The 15,567-nt window shown below is 62.9% G+C and carries 16 protein-coding genes; 8 read left to right on the plus strand and 8 right to left on the minus strand.

Annotation, left to right across the window (positions count from 1 at the left end; translation table 11 throughout):
* Nucleotides 1-48: 48 nt before the first annotated feature.
* The gene (locus tag QTI17_RS30750; RefSeq protein WP_286537625.1) at nucleotides 49-1,032 is read right to left on the minus strand and encodes a Bug family tripartite tricarboxylate transporter substrate binding protein; all 984 of its coding nucleotides are present in this window, start codon (nucleotides 1,030-1,032) and stop codon (nucleotides 49-51) included.
* Nucleotides 1,033-1,126: 94 nt separating this feature from the next.
* Here QTI17_RS30750 and QTI17_RS30755 point away from each other — a divergent pair, with 94 nt between their 5' ends.
* Nucleotides 1,127-2,212, plus strand: a complete 1,086-nt coding sequence (locus QTI17_RS30755) for a lactonase family protein (RefSeq protein WP_286537627.1) — start codon at nucleotides 1,127-1,129, stop codon at nucleotides 2,210-2,212.
* On the plus strand, nucleotides 2,209-3,396 hold the full coding sequence (gene prpF / locus QTI17_RS30760; protein ID WP_286537628.1) for a 2-methylaconitate cis-trans isomerase PrpF: 1,188 nt from the start codon (nucleotides 2,209-2,211) through the stop codon (nucleotides 3,394-3,396). Before QTI17_RS30755 ends, prpF begins: the two co-directional genes overlap by 4 nt.
* A gap of 158 nt (nucleotides 3,397-3,554) precedes the next feature.
* Here the strand turns inward: prpF and QTI17_RS30765 are convergent, their stop codons facing one another.
* The 5 genes from QTI17_RS30765 to QTI17_RS35145 form a co-directional block, all read right to left on the minus strand.
* Entirely contained in the window at nucleotides 3,555-4,991 is a 1,437-nt protein-coding gene (locus QTI17_RS30765) for an FAD-binding oxidoreductase (RefSeq protein WP_286537629.1), read from the minus strand.
* Nucleotides 4,988-6,055, minus strand: a complete 1,068-nt coding sequence (locus tag QTI17_RS30770; protein WP_286537631.1) for a hydroxyacid dehydrogenase — start codon at nucleotides 6,053-6,055, stop codon at nucleotides 4,988-4,990. The genes QTI17_RS30765 and QTI17_RS30770 overlap by 4 nt, the downstream gene beginning before the upstream one ends.
* A 93-nt stretch (nucleotides 6,056-6,148) precedes the next feature.
* Complete coding sequence (locus tag QTI17_RS30775) at nucleotides 6,149-6,826, minus strand: RraA family protein (RefSeq protein WP_286537632.1); 678 nt, start codon at nucleotides 6,824-6,826, stop codon at nucleotides 6,149-6,151.
* Between the two features lie 25 nt (nucleotides 6,827-6,851).
* Complete coding sequence (locus tag QTI17_RS30780; RefSeq protein WP_286537634.1) at nucleotides 6,852-7,820, minus strand: Bug family tripartite tricarboxylate transporter substrate binding protein; 969 nt, start codon at nucleotides 7,818-7,820, stop codon at nucleotides 6,852-6,854.
* A gap of 31 nt (nucleotides 7,821-7,851) precedes the next feature.
* Nucleotides 7,852-8,259 carry a DUF1932 domain-containing protein gene (locus QTI17_RS35145; protein ID WP_353506746.1) on the minus strand — a complete coding sequence of 136 codons (408 nt, stop codon included), beginning with the start codon at nucleotides 8,257-8,259 and terminating at the stop codon, nucleotides 7,852-7,854.
* 487 nt (nucleotides 8,260-8,746) lie between these two features.
* Here QTI17_RS35145 and QTI17_RS30790 point away from each other — a divergent pair, with 487 nt between their 5' ends.
* The gene (locus tag QTI17_RS30790) at nucleotides 8,747-9,418 is read left to right on the plus strand and encodes a GntR family transcriptional regulator (protein ID WP_286537725.1); all 672 of its coding nucleotides are present in this window, start codon (nucleotides 8,747-8,749) and stop codon (nucleotides 9,416-9,418) included.
* Nucleotides 9,419-9,488: 70 nt separating this feature from the next.
* Here QTI17_RS30790 and QTI17_RS30795 read toward each other — a convergent pair whose 3' ends face one another.
* Nucleotides 9,489-9,878 (minus strand): hypothetical protein, encoded by a 390-nt coding sequence (locus QTI17_RS30795; RefSeq protein WP_286537636.1) that lies wholly within the window; start codon nucleotides 9,876-9,878, stop codon nucleotides 9,489-9,491.
* 638 nt (nucleotides 9,879-10,516) lie between these two features.
* On the opposite strand from QTI17_RS30795, the gene QTI17_RS30800 reads away from it, so the two are divergent.
* The 4 genes from QTI17_RS30800 to QTI17_RS30815 all read left to right on the plus strand — a co-directional run bounded on the left by QTI17_RS30800 (nucleotide 10,517) and on the right by QTI17_RS30815 (nucleotide 14,623).
* A complete protein-coding gene (locus tag QTI17_RS30800) occupies nucleotides 10,517-11,101 on the plus strand; it encodes a hypothetical protein (protein WP_286537638.1) in 585 nt (194 codons plus the stop codon).
* 1,216 nt (nucleotides 11,102-12,317) lie between these two features.
* Nucleotides 12,318-12,890 (plus strand): hypothetical protein, encoded by a 573-nt coding sequence (locus QTI17_RS30805; RefSeq protein ID WP_286537639.1) that lies wholly within the window; start codon nucleotides 12,318-12,320, stop codon nucleotides 12,888-12,890.
* Between the two features lie 90 nt (nucleotides 12,891-12,980).
* On the plus strand, nucleotides 12,981-14,189 hold the full coding sequence (locus QTI17_RS30810) for a sugar transferase (protein WP_286537640.1): 1,209 nt from the start codon (nucleotides 12,981-12,983) through the stop codon (nucleotides 14,187-14,189).
* Nucleotides 14,190-14,302: 113 nt separating this feature from the next.
* Nucleotides 14,303-14,623, plus strand: coding sequence for a hypothetical protein (locus tag QTI17_RS30815; RefSeq protein WP_286537642.1), 321 nt, complete (start codon nucleotides 14,303-14,305; stop codon nucleotides 14,621-14,623).
* 57 nt (nucleotides 14,624-14,680) lie between these two features.
* Here the strand turns inward: QTI17_RS30815 and QTI17_RS30820 are convergent, their stop codons facing one another.
* The gene (locus tag QTI17_RS30820; RefSeq protein WP_286537644.1) at nucleotides 14,681-14,986 is read right to left on the minus strand and encodes a glucosidase family protein; all 306 of its coding nucleotides are present in this window, start codon (nucleotides 14,984-14,986) and stop codon (nucleotides 14,681-14,683) included.
* 59 nt (nucleotides 14,987-15,045) lie between these two features.
* On the opposite strand from QTI17_RS30820, the gene QTI17_RS30825 reads away from it, so the two are divergent.
* Nucleotides 15,046-15,453, plus strand: coding sequence for a hypothetical protein (locus QTI17_RS30825; protein ID WP_286537646.1), 408 nt, complete (start codon nucleotides 15,046-15,048; stop codon nucleotides 15,451-15,453).
* The last annotated feature ends 114 nt before the right edge of the window (nucleotides 15,454-15,567 follow it).

A 15,567-nucleotide genomic window follows, 5' to 3' on the forward strand; every position in this document is an offset into this window, starting at 1 on the left:
CCGCGTAGTCTAGGCCAGCCGCCGGCCTCCCCAACGGACTTGCTCGCGTCAATCAATCTTCATCCCGTATTGCTTGATGAGCTTGGACCAGCGGTCGCTTTCCCGCTGCATCAGCTCGCCAAATTCCTTCGGCCCTGCTCCGACCGGCTCGGTCATCCCGGCCGACAGCTTCTCGGCAACGTCCTTCTCCTTCAGGGCGGCTGAAGCGGCCGCATGGATTTTCTGGATGGCGGCGTCCGGCGTGCCCTTGGGAACAGTCAGCCCCATCCAGGACGAGAACTCGTAGCCGCTCACGCCGCTTTCGGCCACGGTCGGAACGTCCGGCAAAGCCTTCGAACGCTTCTTGCCGGTTACGGCAAGGGCCTTCAGCTTGCCGGCCTTCACGTGGGGGAGCGCAGCCAGCGGGAAGGCGACGACAGTACTGATTTCGCCGCCCAGCAAAGCGACGATGGCCGGGGCTCCGCCTTTGTAGGGCACATGGGTGATGTCCACCTTGGCCATCGACTTGAGCATCTCGCCAGCCAAGTGATTGGCACTGCCATTGCCTGCCGTGCCGTACGTGTATTTGCCCGGCTCCCTCTTGGCCAACTCCAGGAATTCCCTCAGGTTTTTCGCCGGAACGGAGGGATGCGCGACGATGACCAAGTCGATGGAAGTCAGCCAGGTCACCGGGGCAAAGCAGTCGACCTTGTAGCCAGGGTTCGGGTACAGGCTCGGATTGAGGGCCATGGTGCCCTGGTTCACGAAGGTGACCGTGTAGCCGTCCGGGGCTGCCTTGCCACCCAGCGCGGTTCCGATGTTTCCGCCGGCCCCTGCGCGGTTGTCAATGATGACCGACCGACCCAGGACCTCCTGCATCTTGGTCTGGATGCTTCGGCAGACGACGTCTGCATCTCCGCCGGCGGGCTGGGGAACGATGAGCGTGACCGGTTTGCTGGGGAACTTGTCTTGCGAAAAGCTACGACCGGCAAAGCTCAGGGGAAGGGCAACTGCGCCCGCTTGCAGCAGCGCGCGTCGAGAGAGATGGCTCATGGGTTTGTCTCCAAAGAGGTGAGCGGGAAGGCATCGATGAATTGCTTGATTGTCGAAACTAATCATATAATGCAATCTAACGAAGGGTCAAACCATGGAGACATTCCATCATCTCGAGCAATCCGATGTCGCCCTTCGGGCGTACGTCGGATGCCGAACGACCGCTTTGCGCCGCGCGCGTGGGCGGGGACTGGAGGTCTTCGACGTGTCGAGCGCCGGGAAATGGACTCATCGGTGGACCGTTCCGGCCGGCGACAACCCCTCTTATCTGCTCGTCGACGAGGCCCGCAGTGCGCTGCATTGCGTGCACGGCGACGGAAGCGAGGTCAGCAGCTTCAAAATTGACGGCGATGGCCGCCTGTTCGGGCTTGGTACCCAAGCGACGGGCGGTACGAATCCCGTGCATCTAGCGCTGAGCGCCAGCGAGCGCTGGGTCTTGGTCGCCAACTACGCCACTGGCAGCGTCGTGAGCCTCCCGGTGCAGGAGGACGGCTCACTTGGGCAAAGGGCTCATCTATTCGAGCTCCCGGCCAAGGCTGGACCTCACAAGACCCAACAACAGGGTGCGCATCCCCATCAAATCGTCGTGAATCCAACAGGCCGATGGCTTCTGGTGCCGGACAAAGGCGCCGACGCCGTCCACACTTTGGCGCTCGACGAGGCAACCGGCGCGCTGCGACTCGTAGCAACACTGGATGTGGCGCCCGGCAGCGGCCCTCGGCATTTGGTGTTTCGTCCGGACGGTGCCATAGCGTGGGTTGTGCTGGAGCTGTCGAGCCAGGTTCTCACGACTCGATTCGACGCTGCGACGGGCCGGCTCGAGCCTTTGCAGCGCACGCCATCAGTCCCCGACTCCTTCATTGGCGAGAGCACTGGCGCAGGCATCGTGCTGGCCAACGACGAGCACCACCTGTTCGTCAGCAATCGCGGACACGGGAGTGTGGTGCGCTACCACGTCGACCCCGTGGACGGGACACTGAGTGGTCCGACCTGGACGCGCGTTCATGGCGCCGTGCCCCGCTTCATTGCATCCCTACCGGGCACCGACTCTCTCTGTGTCGCAAACGAAGACGCGGACTCCATCGTCCTTGTCGCAGGCCTATCCCAAGTTGAACAGCTGGCTCCCACGGGCAGTCCCGTGTGCATCGCCTTCCTCCATCCATCGAAAGGAACTACATGAGCAAGCAAATTGGCATCCGCGCGACCTGCATGCGCGGCGGTACGAGCAAGGGTATCTTCTTCGCGTTAGAAGACCTGCCGGAGGCCGCCCGTCAGCCTGGCGCCGCTCGCGACGCGCTGATGCTGCGCGTCACGGGAAGCCCGGACCCGTACGAAAAACAAATTGATGGCATGGGGGGTGCCACTTCCAGCACAAGCAAGGTGGTCATCGTCGGTCCGAGCACACGTGACGGTTGTGACGTTGACTACCTGTTCGGCGCCGTCGCCATCGAGTCGCCAGTCGTTGATTGGAGCGGAAACTGCGGCAATCTCTCTTCGGCCGTCGGCCCCTTCGCCATTGAACGCGGGATGGTTGCCGTATCCGAGAACGGCGTCGCCGTGGTTCGCATCTGGCAGGCAAACATTCAGAGGAAAATCATCGCGTACGTTCCTGTGCGCGATGGACAAGTTCAGGAGACTGGCGATTTCGAACTCGACGGCGTGGCCTTCCCTGCAGCTGAAATCAAGCTGGAGTTCCTGGACCCCGGAGCAGATGAAGACAGCGAAGGCGGCGCGATGTTTCCCACCGGGAACATGATTGACAAGGTGGATGTGCCGGGAGTGGGGGTCGTCGAGGCAACGCTCATCAATGCGGGCAACCCGACCATCTTTGTGGATGCTGTCACCCTCGGCCTCAGCGGTTCGGAACTGCAGCCTCGCATCAACACGGACGTGGGTCTTTTAGCGAAAGCCGAGGCCATCCGGGCCAATGCGACCGTTGCCATGGGCCTTGCGGCGACCGCGGCAGAGGCAACCGAAAAGCGTCCGCACACGCCCAAGATTTCCTTCGTCGCACAACCGACTGGGTACACGGCATCCAGCGGCAAGGCCATCAGCTCTGACGACATGGACTTGTGCGCCCGTATCTTCTCGATGGGGAAGCTCCACCACGCCATGACCGGCACCGGAGCCGTTGCGATTGCTGTTGCCGCGGCAATTCCTGGCACCTTGGTCTCGCGCGTTCTCGGTGGCGGCCGCCACGGCGAAATTCGGTTCGGCCATCCCTCGGGCACCCTGCTAGTGGGAGCCGAAGCCGCAGAGCAGGAAGGGACATGGACAGTGACCAAGGCCCTCATGAGCCGCAGCGCGCGCCGCCTGATGGAGGGTCAAGTTTTCGTCCCTTCCAATTGGCTCTCACAGGAGTGAGGTCCTGGGGGTGCTCTACTCTGCGCATGACGCCGAGGCCCTCGCCCCGACGGGCGTCCTCCGGGCCGCAATCAATCTCGGCAATCCAATGCTGGCCCGGCTTCGCTATTTCTGCAAGCTACCCGGAGGTCATGGCCCTTCGACTTGCCAAGCGCGCGTCAGGCGTTTGGCGAACACCAGTAACTGGGCAAAACCTTGCCCGGATTCAAGATGCACCGGGGATCCAGGGAACGCTTGAGCAGCGACATGATCTTGAGTTCCTGAGCGCTCTTGTAGCGCGCCAACTCTTTGACCTTCAGTTGACCGACGCCATGCTCCGCGCTGATGGAGCCCCCGAGGGCGTGCACGCGATCGTGCACCAGCACGTAGATTGCGTCTTGGTTCGCCAGCATTTCCGCATCCCCGAACGCTGGCGAGGTGCCGACGTTGTAGTGAAGATTGCCGTCGCCCAGATGGCCGAACGTCATGTTGACCAGACCGGGGAAGCGCAGCTGTAGTAGCGTATCGGTCTCCTGGACGAAACGCGGTATCTGGGAGATCGGCAGCGACACATCGTGCTTGATGCTCTTGCCAGCTTCTGCCTGAGCCAAGGTGATGCTTTCTCGCAGGTGCCAAAGCGCCTTGCTTTGCGCGATGTTCTCGGCCACCACCGCATCGTCGGCTTCTCCAGCTTCGATCGCTTCTCCGAGCACGACTTCAAAGCGTTCACGTGCGTGCGCTTCGCTTTCGGCGTCCGAGATCTCGAGCAAGGCATACCAGGGCGCGGCGGCCGACGGGCCTTCAAAAGGCAGGCGTTGGGCGGGATAGGTGCGCGTCACCATTTGAAGACAGACCCCTGCCATCAGTTCGAACCCCGTCAACGATGCGGCGAAGCCGGAACGGGCCCTGGCGAGCAGCGCGACGGCCTGATCTGGGCTGGAGAGCGCAAGCAAGGCCGTGCAACGCGCTGCAGGTTGGGGGAACAGTTTGATTGTTGCGGCGGTGATGATGCCAAGGGTGCCCTCGCTACCGACATACAGGTCGCGCAGGTCATAACCGGTGTTGTCTTTCCGTAGTCCGCGCAGCCCGTCCCAAATTTGCCCATCTGCGTCCACCACTTCCAGGCCCAGTGTCAGATCGCGCATGTTGCCGTACCGGAGCACGCCGGTGCCGCCGGCATTGGTCGCAAGGTTGCCACCCATGGTGCAACTTCCCTCCGCGCCGAGCGAGAGCGGAAAGAAGCGACCTTCGGCGGCGGCGCGTTCCTGGACTGCCTGAAGAATGCAGCCTGCCTCCACGGTCATCGTGTCGTTGACCGTGTCGACGGCTCGGACACGATTGAGCCTGGACGTCAGCACTACCACTGCCCGTCCCGAGTCGTCGGGTGTGGCTCCGCCGCACAGACCTGTGTTGCCACCTTGCGGAACCAGGGGAACTCCATGGTCGGCACACGCCCGGACTACATCGGCCACCTGTTGGGTGGTTCCCGGCCGCACCACCGCGATGGCTTGGCCTGTGAACCGGTTGCGCCAGTCGGTCAGGAATGGCGCCGCCTCGGTGCCAGTCAACACGTTGGTCGCTCCGACGATGTCAGAGAGCTTCGCGGTGAAGCTCATGCGATGCTCCGCTCGTTCGCACTTGCAAGTACCGCGTCACGCCGCTTCTCGAAGCGCTCCCATACTTCCGGGTTGACCAGGCGCGGTGCCCTGTGTCCAGCAAGCACTTGAATGATCTGCTCCGCGCTCATGGCCGCGATGTTGGCGCGGCCTTCGTGGGAAACGCCTGCCGTGTGAAAGGTCGCGACCACATTGTCCAAGGCAAGGAGGGGATTGTCGTTGGAGGGCGGCTCCTGCTCCCAGACATCCAGTCCCGCGCCGGCGAGATGGCCGGACTGCAGGGCCTGATGCAGCGCGCCTTCGTCGTGCACGCCGCCGCGGGCAGTGCTGACGAAGAGCGCGCCTTTCTTCATCGCCATGAAGCGGTCGGCATTGAACATCTTGAGGGTGGACGCGTCACGCGGACAGTGCAAGGAAACGATGTCCGCCTCGCGAACCAGCGTATCGAGGTCGACACTTTCCGCCCCTCTCGCCTCGAAGTCAGCCCCCGCAAGCAGCGGGTCATACGCCAGGACGCGCATGCCGAATGCCTTGGCCAGCGCAGCCGTCTTGGTTCCGGCGTATCCCAGGCCCACGATCCCCAGCGTCTTGCCGCCCAGGTCGTGGCCCATCACCGACTCGCGCGAAAAGCCCCGAGTGGCCGAACGCAGCAAGCGGTCCGACTCCACAATGCGGCGCGACACGGCCAACATGAGGCCGATGGCCATCTCCGCGACCGCAGCGGAATTCCCGCCGATCTGGCAGACGACCGCCACGCCCGCGCGCGTACAGGCGTCGACATCGACGGTGTCGTAGCCCGCTCCGCCTGCCGAGACGCACAGCAGGTCGGGGCACCGTGACAGCAACTCTTCTTTAGCCCAGAACTGCTTGGGCAATTCGTCCTTGGCAGCGGAGATCTGGTAGACATGGGCGTGCGTCAGCGCCGCCCAGGTCGACGCATCGTCCCCTCTCATAGGAGCGACAGTGAGTTGCACATCATCTTCCTGCGAGAGCCGCTCATCGAAGATGGGATTGATCCACTGATTCAAGCGCACCACGCGCTTGGATTTCGCTTCGGTCGACATGATGAATTCCTTGGTTGATTTGCACACCACCGGGGATAGGGCGGATCGCTTGCGGGACCCCGGCTGCGCCTGGAACGAGTTGCGGTCAGGCAATCACATTTCGATGAAGCAGTTCAGTCGAGCCAGGGTCTCGTCCACCCACGCCCGGTCGAAGCATCCCGCCTCGATGTCTGCGACCATCTTGTCTTCAATGACCTGCTTCTGCCGCGCTGCCGCCAGTAGCCGCTCGACGTCATCAAACGGAACGCACAGCAGTCCATCCTCGTCGCCGATGACAAGGTCGCCCGGCTCGATGACCATGCCATCGATGGCGATCGGAACGTTGATTTCGCCGGGGCCATCCTTGTAGGGTCCGCGATGCGTCACGCCGGCGGCAAACACGGGGAAGGACCCGGCGCGCAGCGCACCGGCGTCCCGAATCGCGCCATTCATCACGAACCCGCCCAGACCTTGCTTGATGGCGTCGCCCACCATGATTTCACCCACCAGGGCGTTCGTCAGATCGCCGCCGGCATCAACGACGATGACGTCGCCTGGTTTGGCGAGCTGCAGCGCCTTGTGAATCATCAGGTTGTCACCTGGCCGGGTCTTGATCGTCAGCGCTGGACCGGCCATGCGGCCCCCCGCGTGCATCGGACGCAGGCGAGCTCCGCCCGCGGTCATTCGCGACATGCAGTCACTGACATTGGCGACGGGTACGTCGAGGAATTGGCGAGCCAGGTCGAGGCTGACAGCACGGCGTCTTTGAAGGATACGAAGTCCGTTGTTCATGATGAGCGTCCGGTTGCGTCGATGTTCAATCGAGTTTGATTTCTGCCGCCTTGACCACGGGGGCCAAGCGCTCGCGATCGGCCTTGTAAAGGTCGGTCATGGATTGGGGTGTGCCACCGTGCAGTTCCGCGCCCGTCGCAAGAATCTTCTGGCGCACGTCGGGCTGCTTCAGCAATTCGTTGATTGCGACGTTCCATTTCTCGATGATCGGCTTGGGGGTACCGGCCGGCGCCATCACGCCCCAGACGCTCGCGAGCTCCACGCCCCGAATTCCGGTTTCGGTGAACGTCGGCACATTGGGAAGCACGGGCGAGCGTTTAGCTGCCGTCACGGCGATGGGACGGACCTTGCCGCCCTCGATTTGGCTCAGGAGCGTGGGGATGGAACCCATGTAGATGTCGACCTGGCCACCAATGAGGTCGGGCAGGGCCTGGGACATACCGCGGTAGGGCACATGGGTGAACTTGACGCCGGAAGCGTTCTGCCACAGTTGGGTGACCAAGTGCGCGATGGTACCGGTGCCGGGTGTCGCCACCGTCAAGCTACCGGGCTTCGACTTGGCCGCAGCGACGACGTCGGCGAGTGTCTTGTAGGGAGAATCGGCCCGCACGACGAGCACTACCGCACCGCTGGCGACGGAGGACACCGCCTCCAAGTCCTTGACCGGGTCGTACGTCATCTTGCTGTAGAGAAGCGGGTTCAGCACGACGTTATCTGTCTGGGCCATGACGAGTGTGTAGCCGTCCGGCTTCGCCTTGGCCACCGTGTCCAGAGCCAGGTTGCCGCCAGCGCCAGGCTTGTTGTCGACGGTGATGACCCAGTTCAGCTTGCTTGTCAGTGCCGTCGCCAGCAGGCGTGAAAGGCTGTCCGTGCCCCCGCCAGCTGGGAATGGGACAACCATCCGGATGGGCCGTTCTGGATAGCTTTGCGCGACGGCACTGGCAGCACCGATGCAGAGCAGGGCGGCGGTCGAGATTCGCATCAGAGTGCGCATGTGTGTCTCCTGAGATAGAAAGAAAGCGGCTTCAGGCCGCAAAGGGGGGTGAATCGGTGTGGGTAGACAGCAGCCAGTCGAGGGCCTGCTCGACGCTGGGCTCGGCTACTGGGAGCGGATGGGCTGCGAGCGATTCGATGGTCTTGTGGAAGCGCTCTTCGACACCAGGCAAGACGGTGGAGCGCAGCCCCAGCGACGTCAGTTCCCTTTGCGCGTCTTGCACCTCGTGCGCGCGCCGCTGCGCATGGATCACATGCGTGCGGACCATCGAGTCGATGACGGACCGCAAGGGGATCTTGTCGATGTCGCTCAGCTGGGCGTACAGCTCCTCGCGCACACCCTGCTTTTCGGCGCTCATGAGCAATTCGACGCTCAACGCTTCCATGCCCTTGGTAAGAACACTGCGCAGGAACTTGAGCGAGATGGCGTCCCCGACCACCCCGTGGCACCCCTGTCAGCGAGATCCCGCCCATGATGGCGGTATCGACGTAGACAACGCCGTGCGCGTGGGCTCGGCCTGGCGCCTGTGACGCACGACAACACCCAATCTGCATCGGCGAGCCAGGTGCCAGGCTTCTCGTGCACCACCACATGAAGGTTCTTCGCCAAGGCCGTGGCGGCAGGCGACATGCGGATCTCGCAAGCGCTGAGCGTGAACGCCGCTGCGTGCAGAGGCGCAGCGTAGCAACGCCCCACCTCTCCCAGCCCGACGAGGGCGATATGCGTGCTCATGAACGTGGCTCCATGCGGCGAGAATACAAAATAAATACAAACGAGGCAACTTAAACAAGGGTAAACACCAGTATTCCCTCCGCGGATAGGCAGCGATGGCGAGAGTGAAGGAAATAAATGCTTTCATTTTGTACGTTGCGATGGAGCTCAAATTGCAAGTGAATACAATCTCACCAACGAAGGCGGAAGATTTGATGCGTAACGGAAGCGACAACGCCTATGAAGTGCTCAGGGAACGCCTGGTTGGCGGCCACTACAACCCAGGCTTCCAGCTGAAAGAGGAGCCGATTGCGCGTGAACTGGGCTTGAGCCGTACGCCTGTCCGAACGGCGCTCAAGCGACTGGTGGAGGAAGGACTTGCGACGGATGCAGTCGGTCAAGGCATCCACGTGGCCAAGTGGACTGAATGGGATGTCGAGGAAACGTTTCAGCTCCGCATGCTCTTGGAGCCTTACGCTTCCTACCTCGCGGCGACGCGAGGCGGCGCGGACCTGCTGGCGCGCCTCCAGGCCAGCAATCTTGAGATGGAAACCGCCATTCGCATGGGAGGCAACGCGGGAACAGAAGGCGTGCAGGAGGCGAATCGCAAGTTCCATCGAGCGCTGCTTGATGCAGCAGGCTCTTCACGGTTGCGTTCCATGCTCGACACCATCATCGACATGCCAATCGTCGTGAGATCGTTCTACCTCTACACGTCCGCTGAACTGGAGCAGAGCCTTCACCACCACCAAGACCTGACGTTGGCTGTAGCGGCCAAGGACGGGGAGCTCGCACGTCAGGTGATGCAGTTGCATCTGCGCATGTCCCACCATCGATTCATGCAGCACAGAAGCGAGTATGTGAAGGCGCCCCGGCAGGCGGACTGAGGTGGTGCGGCGCTTCTGGCTTCGCATGAGCGGGCCACGGATGCCGCCAGGCCGTGTCGAAGTCCAGTGCCTACGGTTGCACGTGCGTGATCAACTCGGGGCGCAACTCGCGAATGCGCTTCTCCACGTAGTACCCACCGTACTCGGTGTACCGTAGGTACGGTTTCTTGCAGCTTCGGCATTGCCAAAGCTCGCATCGGTTGTAAGGGTGAAACTGCAATGCGATCGGCGCTTCAGGAGACCACAGGGAAGAGCTGGCTCCACGAAACTCTTCAACCGTCGGCTCGGTGTGTTCCGGGTCCCAGGTCGAGCCGAGCATGACGAGAGCCTCGTCGGACACGGTCGATGGAAAAGCTTCCCAACCCTTGGACGCGAAGGCATTGCAGTCACCACAAGCCTGCGCCGCCCCATGAGCCCTGGCTAACCGTTCAACGTCTTCGCTCGTAAGCAGCACTGTCATTCGTTGCCTTCTTGATGCATTTTGACCCTGCGGAGGGTGCTTCAAGAACTGATGGTAATGCGAAGGCAAGCACGCGTTCGAGCCTGGACCTCGTCAACGGGACCTACCGGCCAGTTGGCTCCAGGATGTTGGCGCCGGCACTGCGCTGCCCGAGGGCGGGCCGAGGTATTCGCGAAGTCATCAGCAAATGCTCTTGCGATAGAAGACTTCGCCCTGCCCCTTCACCGAACTTGGACGCTCGACGAGATCGCTGCATCGGGCCTCGGCAAGATGGACGATCAGTGCAACAAGATCAGCGAACTCGCATACCCGTTGAATCCGGCCGGCTTCCTCCGTAGTCGGCCACGAGCGGAACGTCACCGGCGTACGAGACGCCGCCGGAGCGGAGGAAGCCTCACCTTGAAATTGCGTCGGGAGCGCGTAGCATCACGACAGCTGTCAGCAAGCTTGAACGACGTCAGGCGGCCGCGTCGGTTCGAGGCAGATCGCATCGGCCGCTCATGAGAACCCGAAGGAGATGAAATGATCACCTACGTTGGTTTGATGAGCCTCACCGAAGAGGAAGGCCAATTTGAGCCTTCGCGAGTTGCTGAATGCAGGAAAGTATGGCGTCATGCCGACCGAGCGGAGGTGACATCATGACCGCCGAACTCGTTGGCAATGAGAGCGTTTGCCGCAGCGCGGTCCTGGCTGGTGTCCTCGCTTTGAGCGGCGGCAGCATCGCGTTCGGCCAGGGGACGCTCAACACTTGTCTTTCAGGCTTCGAGGTCTCGCGCGGCACCGATGTGGCCGGCGGCCTGCTGACCAAGGGCGTGACCTTCGCCGGTGTCGACGACCTTGCCAAGGACGGGGGTGTCCCGAACCCTGCCACTTGTCCCTGGACCACGAACGGCAACGGCGGTAGCTGGACCGCGAAGATCGACCGCATTGGCGTTGCCGGTATCGGTGGCAGCGGCGTCACAGTGGTCGGCGGACGCTGGTACTGGCTCGATCGCGACAACAACGTGCAGTTCGGCCGGGTCGAGGGAGGCTTCGTTCGGTGGCCAGGCACAGTCGATCAAGACATCGGCTGCGGCGCAGGCGTGGCGCAATTCGCACTATCGGTGCGAAATCAATTTTCTCCCGGCACCATCGCTGGCTGCCTCGACGACACTCACCTCGACCCGGCGAGACAACCGTTCGTCTTTCCGCCGCACATTTCGGGTGCACTCCGCCTGAACTGAACTGAGCGCCGGCGTTGCAACGGCGACCGCGAAGCGCTTTGCATCCGGTTTCAGCGGTGCCGGCCAGCCATGTGCGGTCATTCGCCAACGTCAGATTGTTGGACGGTCGCCGTCGTTCGGCGCAGCATTTCGATTGGTGGCAACCATGAAGGGTTGTGAGACATCTGCCCGGCATCCGCGCTGCGGTAGAGCGACCGCGACTTAAGGGCAGGTGTCGCACAACCCTTCATGGGATCGGAAGTTGGGCCAATGCTCGCGCACTACCGTCGTCGGCCAGGAACGGAAGTTCAGACAAGTGGGCTCGCATCTTCTTTCGGTGAGCGAGGGACGTCGGAAGATCTACGAACTGATTCGCTTCGCCAAGCGATTTGAAGAAATTGGAGCTGCCATCTCTGTACCGGTGTGCATGTACCCGTTTCGATATTCGCGCAGGCGCTCGAGCGCTCGTGCCATGTACTCTGGCTCCTCCCAGAGGAACGCACAACGACGAAGCACACGTCGTAGTCACCACGCCCTGGCGATGCGAGGCGTTCAACCGCGGACCAAAGCATCGTGAACGCAGTGTTCTGGTTCCACTCGTCCAATGCTCGTGCATACAGCAGCATCGCATCGACAATGTCCGTGGTGTAGTTGCCGTTCTTCAAGCACGCGAGGATGCCTCGGACTTTCCTCTTGAGAGTTGCAGGCGCCCGCCTGGAAGCCCGGCGATCCTGCGGTGGTGCTGTAGTAGCCTCGGTGCGCCCGGCCACGCGCAGTGCACCGCGCCCGTACTCGGCACCAACCCCCAGGCTCGCGCCGACCACGGCGGGAAACACTGGTCGACTCCTTCAGCCACGAGCCCGCCGGCAACGGCAACGTCATTGGCTGGACGATGGCCACAGCCAGCGAATGGGCTGCATCAATCAGCGCGCGCATTTGCTCGACGAACTCGGCCTGGGCCTCGGCCGCCATCCGCTGGTACGCGGCGCTGTCGAGTTCGCCTTCGAAGCGCTCCGACGCCAGCTTCCCGTCCGTCAAGCGGGCCGTCCGGAACCGGATCCGAGTCCTGCCCGCCACGCTCGCTATTTCGGTGATGGACCCACGACGCCGTCCTGAGCAATCCTCCACGGGCAATACTTGCCGCAAAAGTTGCCGCCGTACGTCTCTCCTCGCAGCGATCTCGGGGGGACGCCATCGGGCACATCAATTGCTCCACGGCCAGCGGAGAACTCTCACGATGCGCTGGAGCGAATGCTACGGGAAGATCCAGCAGTTGAGTCCGAAGGCCGCCAAGTTGGCCTCCCGGATGCTGTCCAAGGATCCCCGGGTCCCCTCTCACTGGGCCTTTGCCCTCGATGTGGCCCTGGCCGGCCGCGGCAAGTCGGCGGGCGCCTTCACTTCGGCGGATCTGGAAGCCATCGGCGCCAGCCAAAGACAGGAGCGACCGGAGCCCGCGGCCGGCCTCGACCCGGCGCAGCGGGAAGCCTGGACCTTCGCGGCTTCCGTTCGCACGTCGGCCGCCGGCGCCGCAAACAAGGGCGCCCAGGCGCCCAAGCCCGGTCCGGAAGACGCCTTGTGGGATCCACGAACGCCCACGCCGGAAGAAGCGTGGCTGCTCGCCTTTTCGCATGAGTTCCAGCGAATCTCCGACGCCAGCCCGGACGACATCGCCCGTCGTGCCCTTCGCAGTCTCGAGACGGACGGGCACCGAAACCCCTTGGAAGCGGCCAGAGATGAACTCGCCGCAAGTGAGGTCGAGTACGTCGCGCTGGACCGGAACGTCGGCGTTCCCCCGGAAGGCGGCTACTGAAGCCACGTGGACCGTCACGAGCCAGTGACAGTCTGCTCCAGGGTGCGACAGGCGGTCACAACACGAATCTTGACGGCGAGGAATAGGTCGATGTCTGTACCGATCGGGAAGAGGAGAACGTCCAGGCGCGAACGCCAGTCGGCCGTCCATCCGTCGATGGGCCGGCTGCGTCGTGCCTCGGGCGTCTTTCAGGGACGGATCGAATCCGTGGACGGCGTCGTCGGCGTGTCGATCAGTCCGGACGGTCAACCCGTCGACAGCGTGCTGGCCTTCTCCGAAAGGGTGGTCGAGACCATCGACGCCTTGAGCGCCAGAGGGCGGGAACTCGTCGCCGCCGAGGCGCTGGAGACCTACAACGCGGACTGGCGCTTCGGCGAGCGCCCCGCCGGAGAGGGCATCGTGGCGATGTTCGAAGCCCCCGTGAAGTCGAAGGCCGAGTTCTCCGCGGGTCTCATGCTGTTCATGGTCCGGGTTACCGGGCTCCGGTCCGTCACCTTGACCTTCGCATGCGCAGAGAGATTCTCGCGGCATGCCGTCAGCGTGACCTCGCTGGACGGACTCGGCTTCAACAGCGTACGTGTCGAACTTCATGAGGCATGCCCCGACATGCTGCACGACGTGCCCGGCTGGTGGTATCCGATCCACCTGCATCCGAAGGCGCCCTCCGCACCCTGCGGCCTCACGCCTCGCCAGCGAGCGCTCAAGCGCTCGGTGGACATCGTGGGAGCGCTGGCCTTCTTCGTGCTCCTCGGCCCGCTCTACCTGCTGATCGCCGCGGCCGTGTTCATCGGCATGGGCGGCCCGGTGCACTATTGGCAGACGCGCCTGGGCCAGGGCGGTCGACCCTTCCGCTGCTACAAGTTCCGCTCGATGGTGACGGGGTCGGACGACATCCTCGCGTATCACCTGGCGCATGACGCCGTCGCGCGCGATCGTTGGGAGCGGTTCCAGAAGCTCGACGACGATCCCCGTGTCACGCCGGTCGGTCGCGTGATCCGCCGGCTGAGCCTCGACGAGCTGCCGCAGTTCTACAACGTGCTGAGGGGCGATATGAGCCTGGTCGGTCCCCGCCCGTGCCTGGTTCGCCAGCGCAGCCTGTACGGCAGCAGCTGGGCCCACTATTGCCAGATACGGCCCGGCATTACCGGCCTCTGGCAGGTCAGCGGCCGCAATCACCTGCCCTACGCCGACCGTGTCGCGCTGGACGTCCGCTATGTAACGCAATGGTCGTTGACTCTCGACGCCAAGATTCTTGTGCGCACCGTCTGGGTAGTTCTGAGCGGCGACGGATCGTCTTGAAAGGAGATCGCACCTGCGCAGGCGAATGCTGACAAGAACCCTCCCGTTTCTCCTGCTTCTGTTCCGTCCCGCCCACGACAAGGTGGATTGGGCAAAGATCAAGGAGTCATCCGATGGCGACACCATGCGAGGCTATTTACTGTTTCGATCGGGCTGCAGTTCGCTTTGCCATATACCCAGAAGGCCTTGAAGGCCCTCGAATCCTCGCGGAGATTTCAGAAGACGCCCTGCGCGATGTGTTCGGCGCGCGCGATGGACCGGACAGCCTGCTCAAGACCTGCGAGGCCAACTTCGAGGCCATAGAAAAGGCTGCGATGGAACTGCAAAGGCGCCGACCCGAAGCACCGATCGAACTGGAAATCATGGATTTCTCCGTTCCTTCCACCCGTCAAGATTTTCTATCTCACCGCGGATCGGGCGTCCTGCCTGGGTGACAAGCGGGGCCAACGGCCAGCGCATCAGGTCTGACGCCCACGAGAGATCCCACGGCTTCACTCGAGCGCGGCGAACGCGTAGCCTTGCACTTCCACCAGCGCGATGGTCCTGCCCTTCCAGCCCTGGTTGGCCAAGCCGGTCAGTTCGCCCCGCGCATAGCTCACGAACCCGTCGTGGCGCCGGGCATTGCCCTCGATCCATTCCATCGCCGCGAGCAGTGCCTCCCAGATGATGGCGATGAAGTCCATGTCGCCCGTGCGTTCGGCATAGGCCGTCGCCAGCATCACGAACAGCGGGGTGCTGGTGTCGAGAAGTCGAAGGCGCGGGTCCGGACCTACAGCAAGAGGGATGCGTTCAGACATGGTCGGCTCCGGAAACACCCAAGATGCACTGACCACCAGAGCAGTTTTTGGAGGTCTTCATGAGCGACGAAGCGAGCTTCTCGGAAACCCCGAGCGCCACGAGCGGCGTCACAGCTTCTGCATCAACCGAGGCCGCCGGCTTCAAGCCATCGGCGGCCGAGGCAGGACAGGCCGTCAAGGAGGCCGTTTCCGAGGTGGCAGGCCAAACCCGCCAGTCCGTGGCGAAGGCCGCCGAGCAGGTCCAGCGCGCCGGGGCGCAAGCTGTCAATGCGACGAAAGCCTACGCCAACGATGCAGTTGACGCGGCCGGCCGCAAGTTGCAGGCCGTCAGGACGCAGTTCGAGACCACCAAGTCGAGCGCTGCCGAATACATCCATGAAAACCCGGTCCGCGCTGTCAAGATGGCGGCCATCGGAGGCGCCGTGCTGTCCGCAGCGCTCGTGCTCTTCACCCGCCGGGCGCGTTGACCGAAGGCGACTGGGCGCGGCCGACGCCGCGCCTCTCACCAAGGGCCGCCAGACGCGGCCTACGCGCATCCGCATGAGGAACTGACGTCGCCAGCGTCGTGTTTTTCAGAAGAC

The organism is Variovorax sp. J31P179 (assembly GCF_030316985.1).
GTDB lineage: Bacteria > Pseudomonadota > Gammaproteobacteria > Burkholderiales > Burkholderiaceae_C > Variovorax > Variovorax ginsengisoli_B.

Coding starts and splice junctions, on each gene's coding strand:
- QTI17_RS30805 (WP_286537639.1), top strand. CDS start 12,318: ATGCGCTGGAGCGAATGCTACGGGAAGATCCAGCAGTTGAGTCCGAAG.
- QTI17_RS30795 (WP_286537636.1), bottom strand. CDS start 9,878: ATGACAGTGCTGCTTACGAGCGAAGACGTTGAACGGTTAGCCAGGGCT.
- QTI17_RS30765 (WP_286537629.1), bottom strand. CDS start 4,991: ATGAGCTTCACCGCGAAGCTCTCTGACATCGTCGGAGCGACCAACGTG.
- QTI17_RS30820 (WP_286537644.1), bottom strand. CDS start 14,986: ATGTCTGAACGCATCCCTCTTGCTGTAGGTCCGGACCCGCGCCTTCGA.
- QTI17_RS30775 (WP_286537632.1), bottom strand. CDS start 6,826: ATGAACAACGGACTTCGTATCCTTCAAAGACGCCGTGCTGTCAGCCTC.
- QTI17_RS30800 (WP_286537638.1), top strand. CDS start 10,517: ATGACCGCCGAACTCGTTGGCAATGAGAGCGTTTGCCGCAGCGCGGTC.
- QTI17_RS30790 (WP_286537725.1), top strand. CDS start 8,747: ATGCGTAACGGAAGCGACAACGCCTATGAAGTGCTCAGGGAACGCCTG.
- prpF (WP_286537628.1), top strand. CDS start 2,209: ATGAGCAAGCAAATTGGCATCCGCGCGACCTGCATGCGCGGCGGTACG.
- QTI17_RS30755 (WP_286537627.1), top strand. CDS start 1,127: ATGGAGACATTCCATCATCTCGAGCAATCCGATGTCGCCCTTCGGGCG.
- QTI17_RS30825 (WP_286537646.1), top strand. CDS start 15,046: ATGAGCGACGAAGCGAGCTTCTCGGAAACCCCGAGCGCCACGAGCGGC.
- QTI17_RS30810 (WP_286537640.1), top strand. CDS start 12,981: ATGTCTGTACCGATCGGGAAGAGGAGAACGTCCAGGCGCGAACGCCAG.
- QTI17_RS30770 (WP_286537631.1), bottom strand. CDS start 6,055: ATGTCGACCGAAGCGAAATCCAAGCGCGTGGTGCGCTTGAATCAGTGG.
- QTI17_RS30780 (WP_286537634.1), bottom strand. CDS start 7,820: ATGCGCACTCTGATGCGAATCTCGACCGCCGCCCTGCTCTGCATCGGT.
- QTI17_RS30815 (WP_286537642.1), top strand. CDS start 14,303: ATGGCGACACCATGCGAGGCTATTTACTGTTTCGATCGGGCTGCAGTT.
- QTI17_RS30750 (WP_286537625.1), bottom strand. CDS start 1,032: ATGAGCCATCTCTCTCGACGCGCGCTGCTGCAAGCGGGCGCAGTTGCC.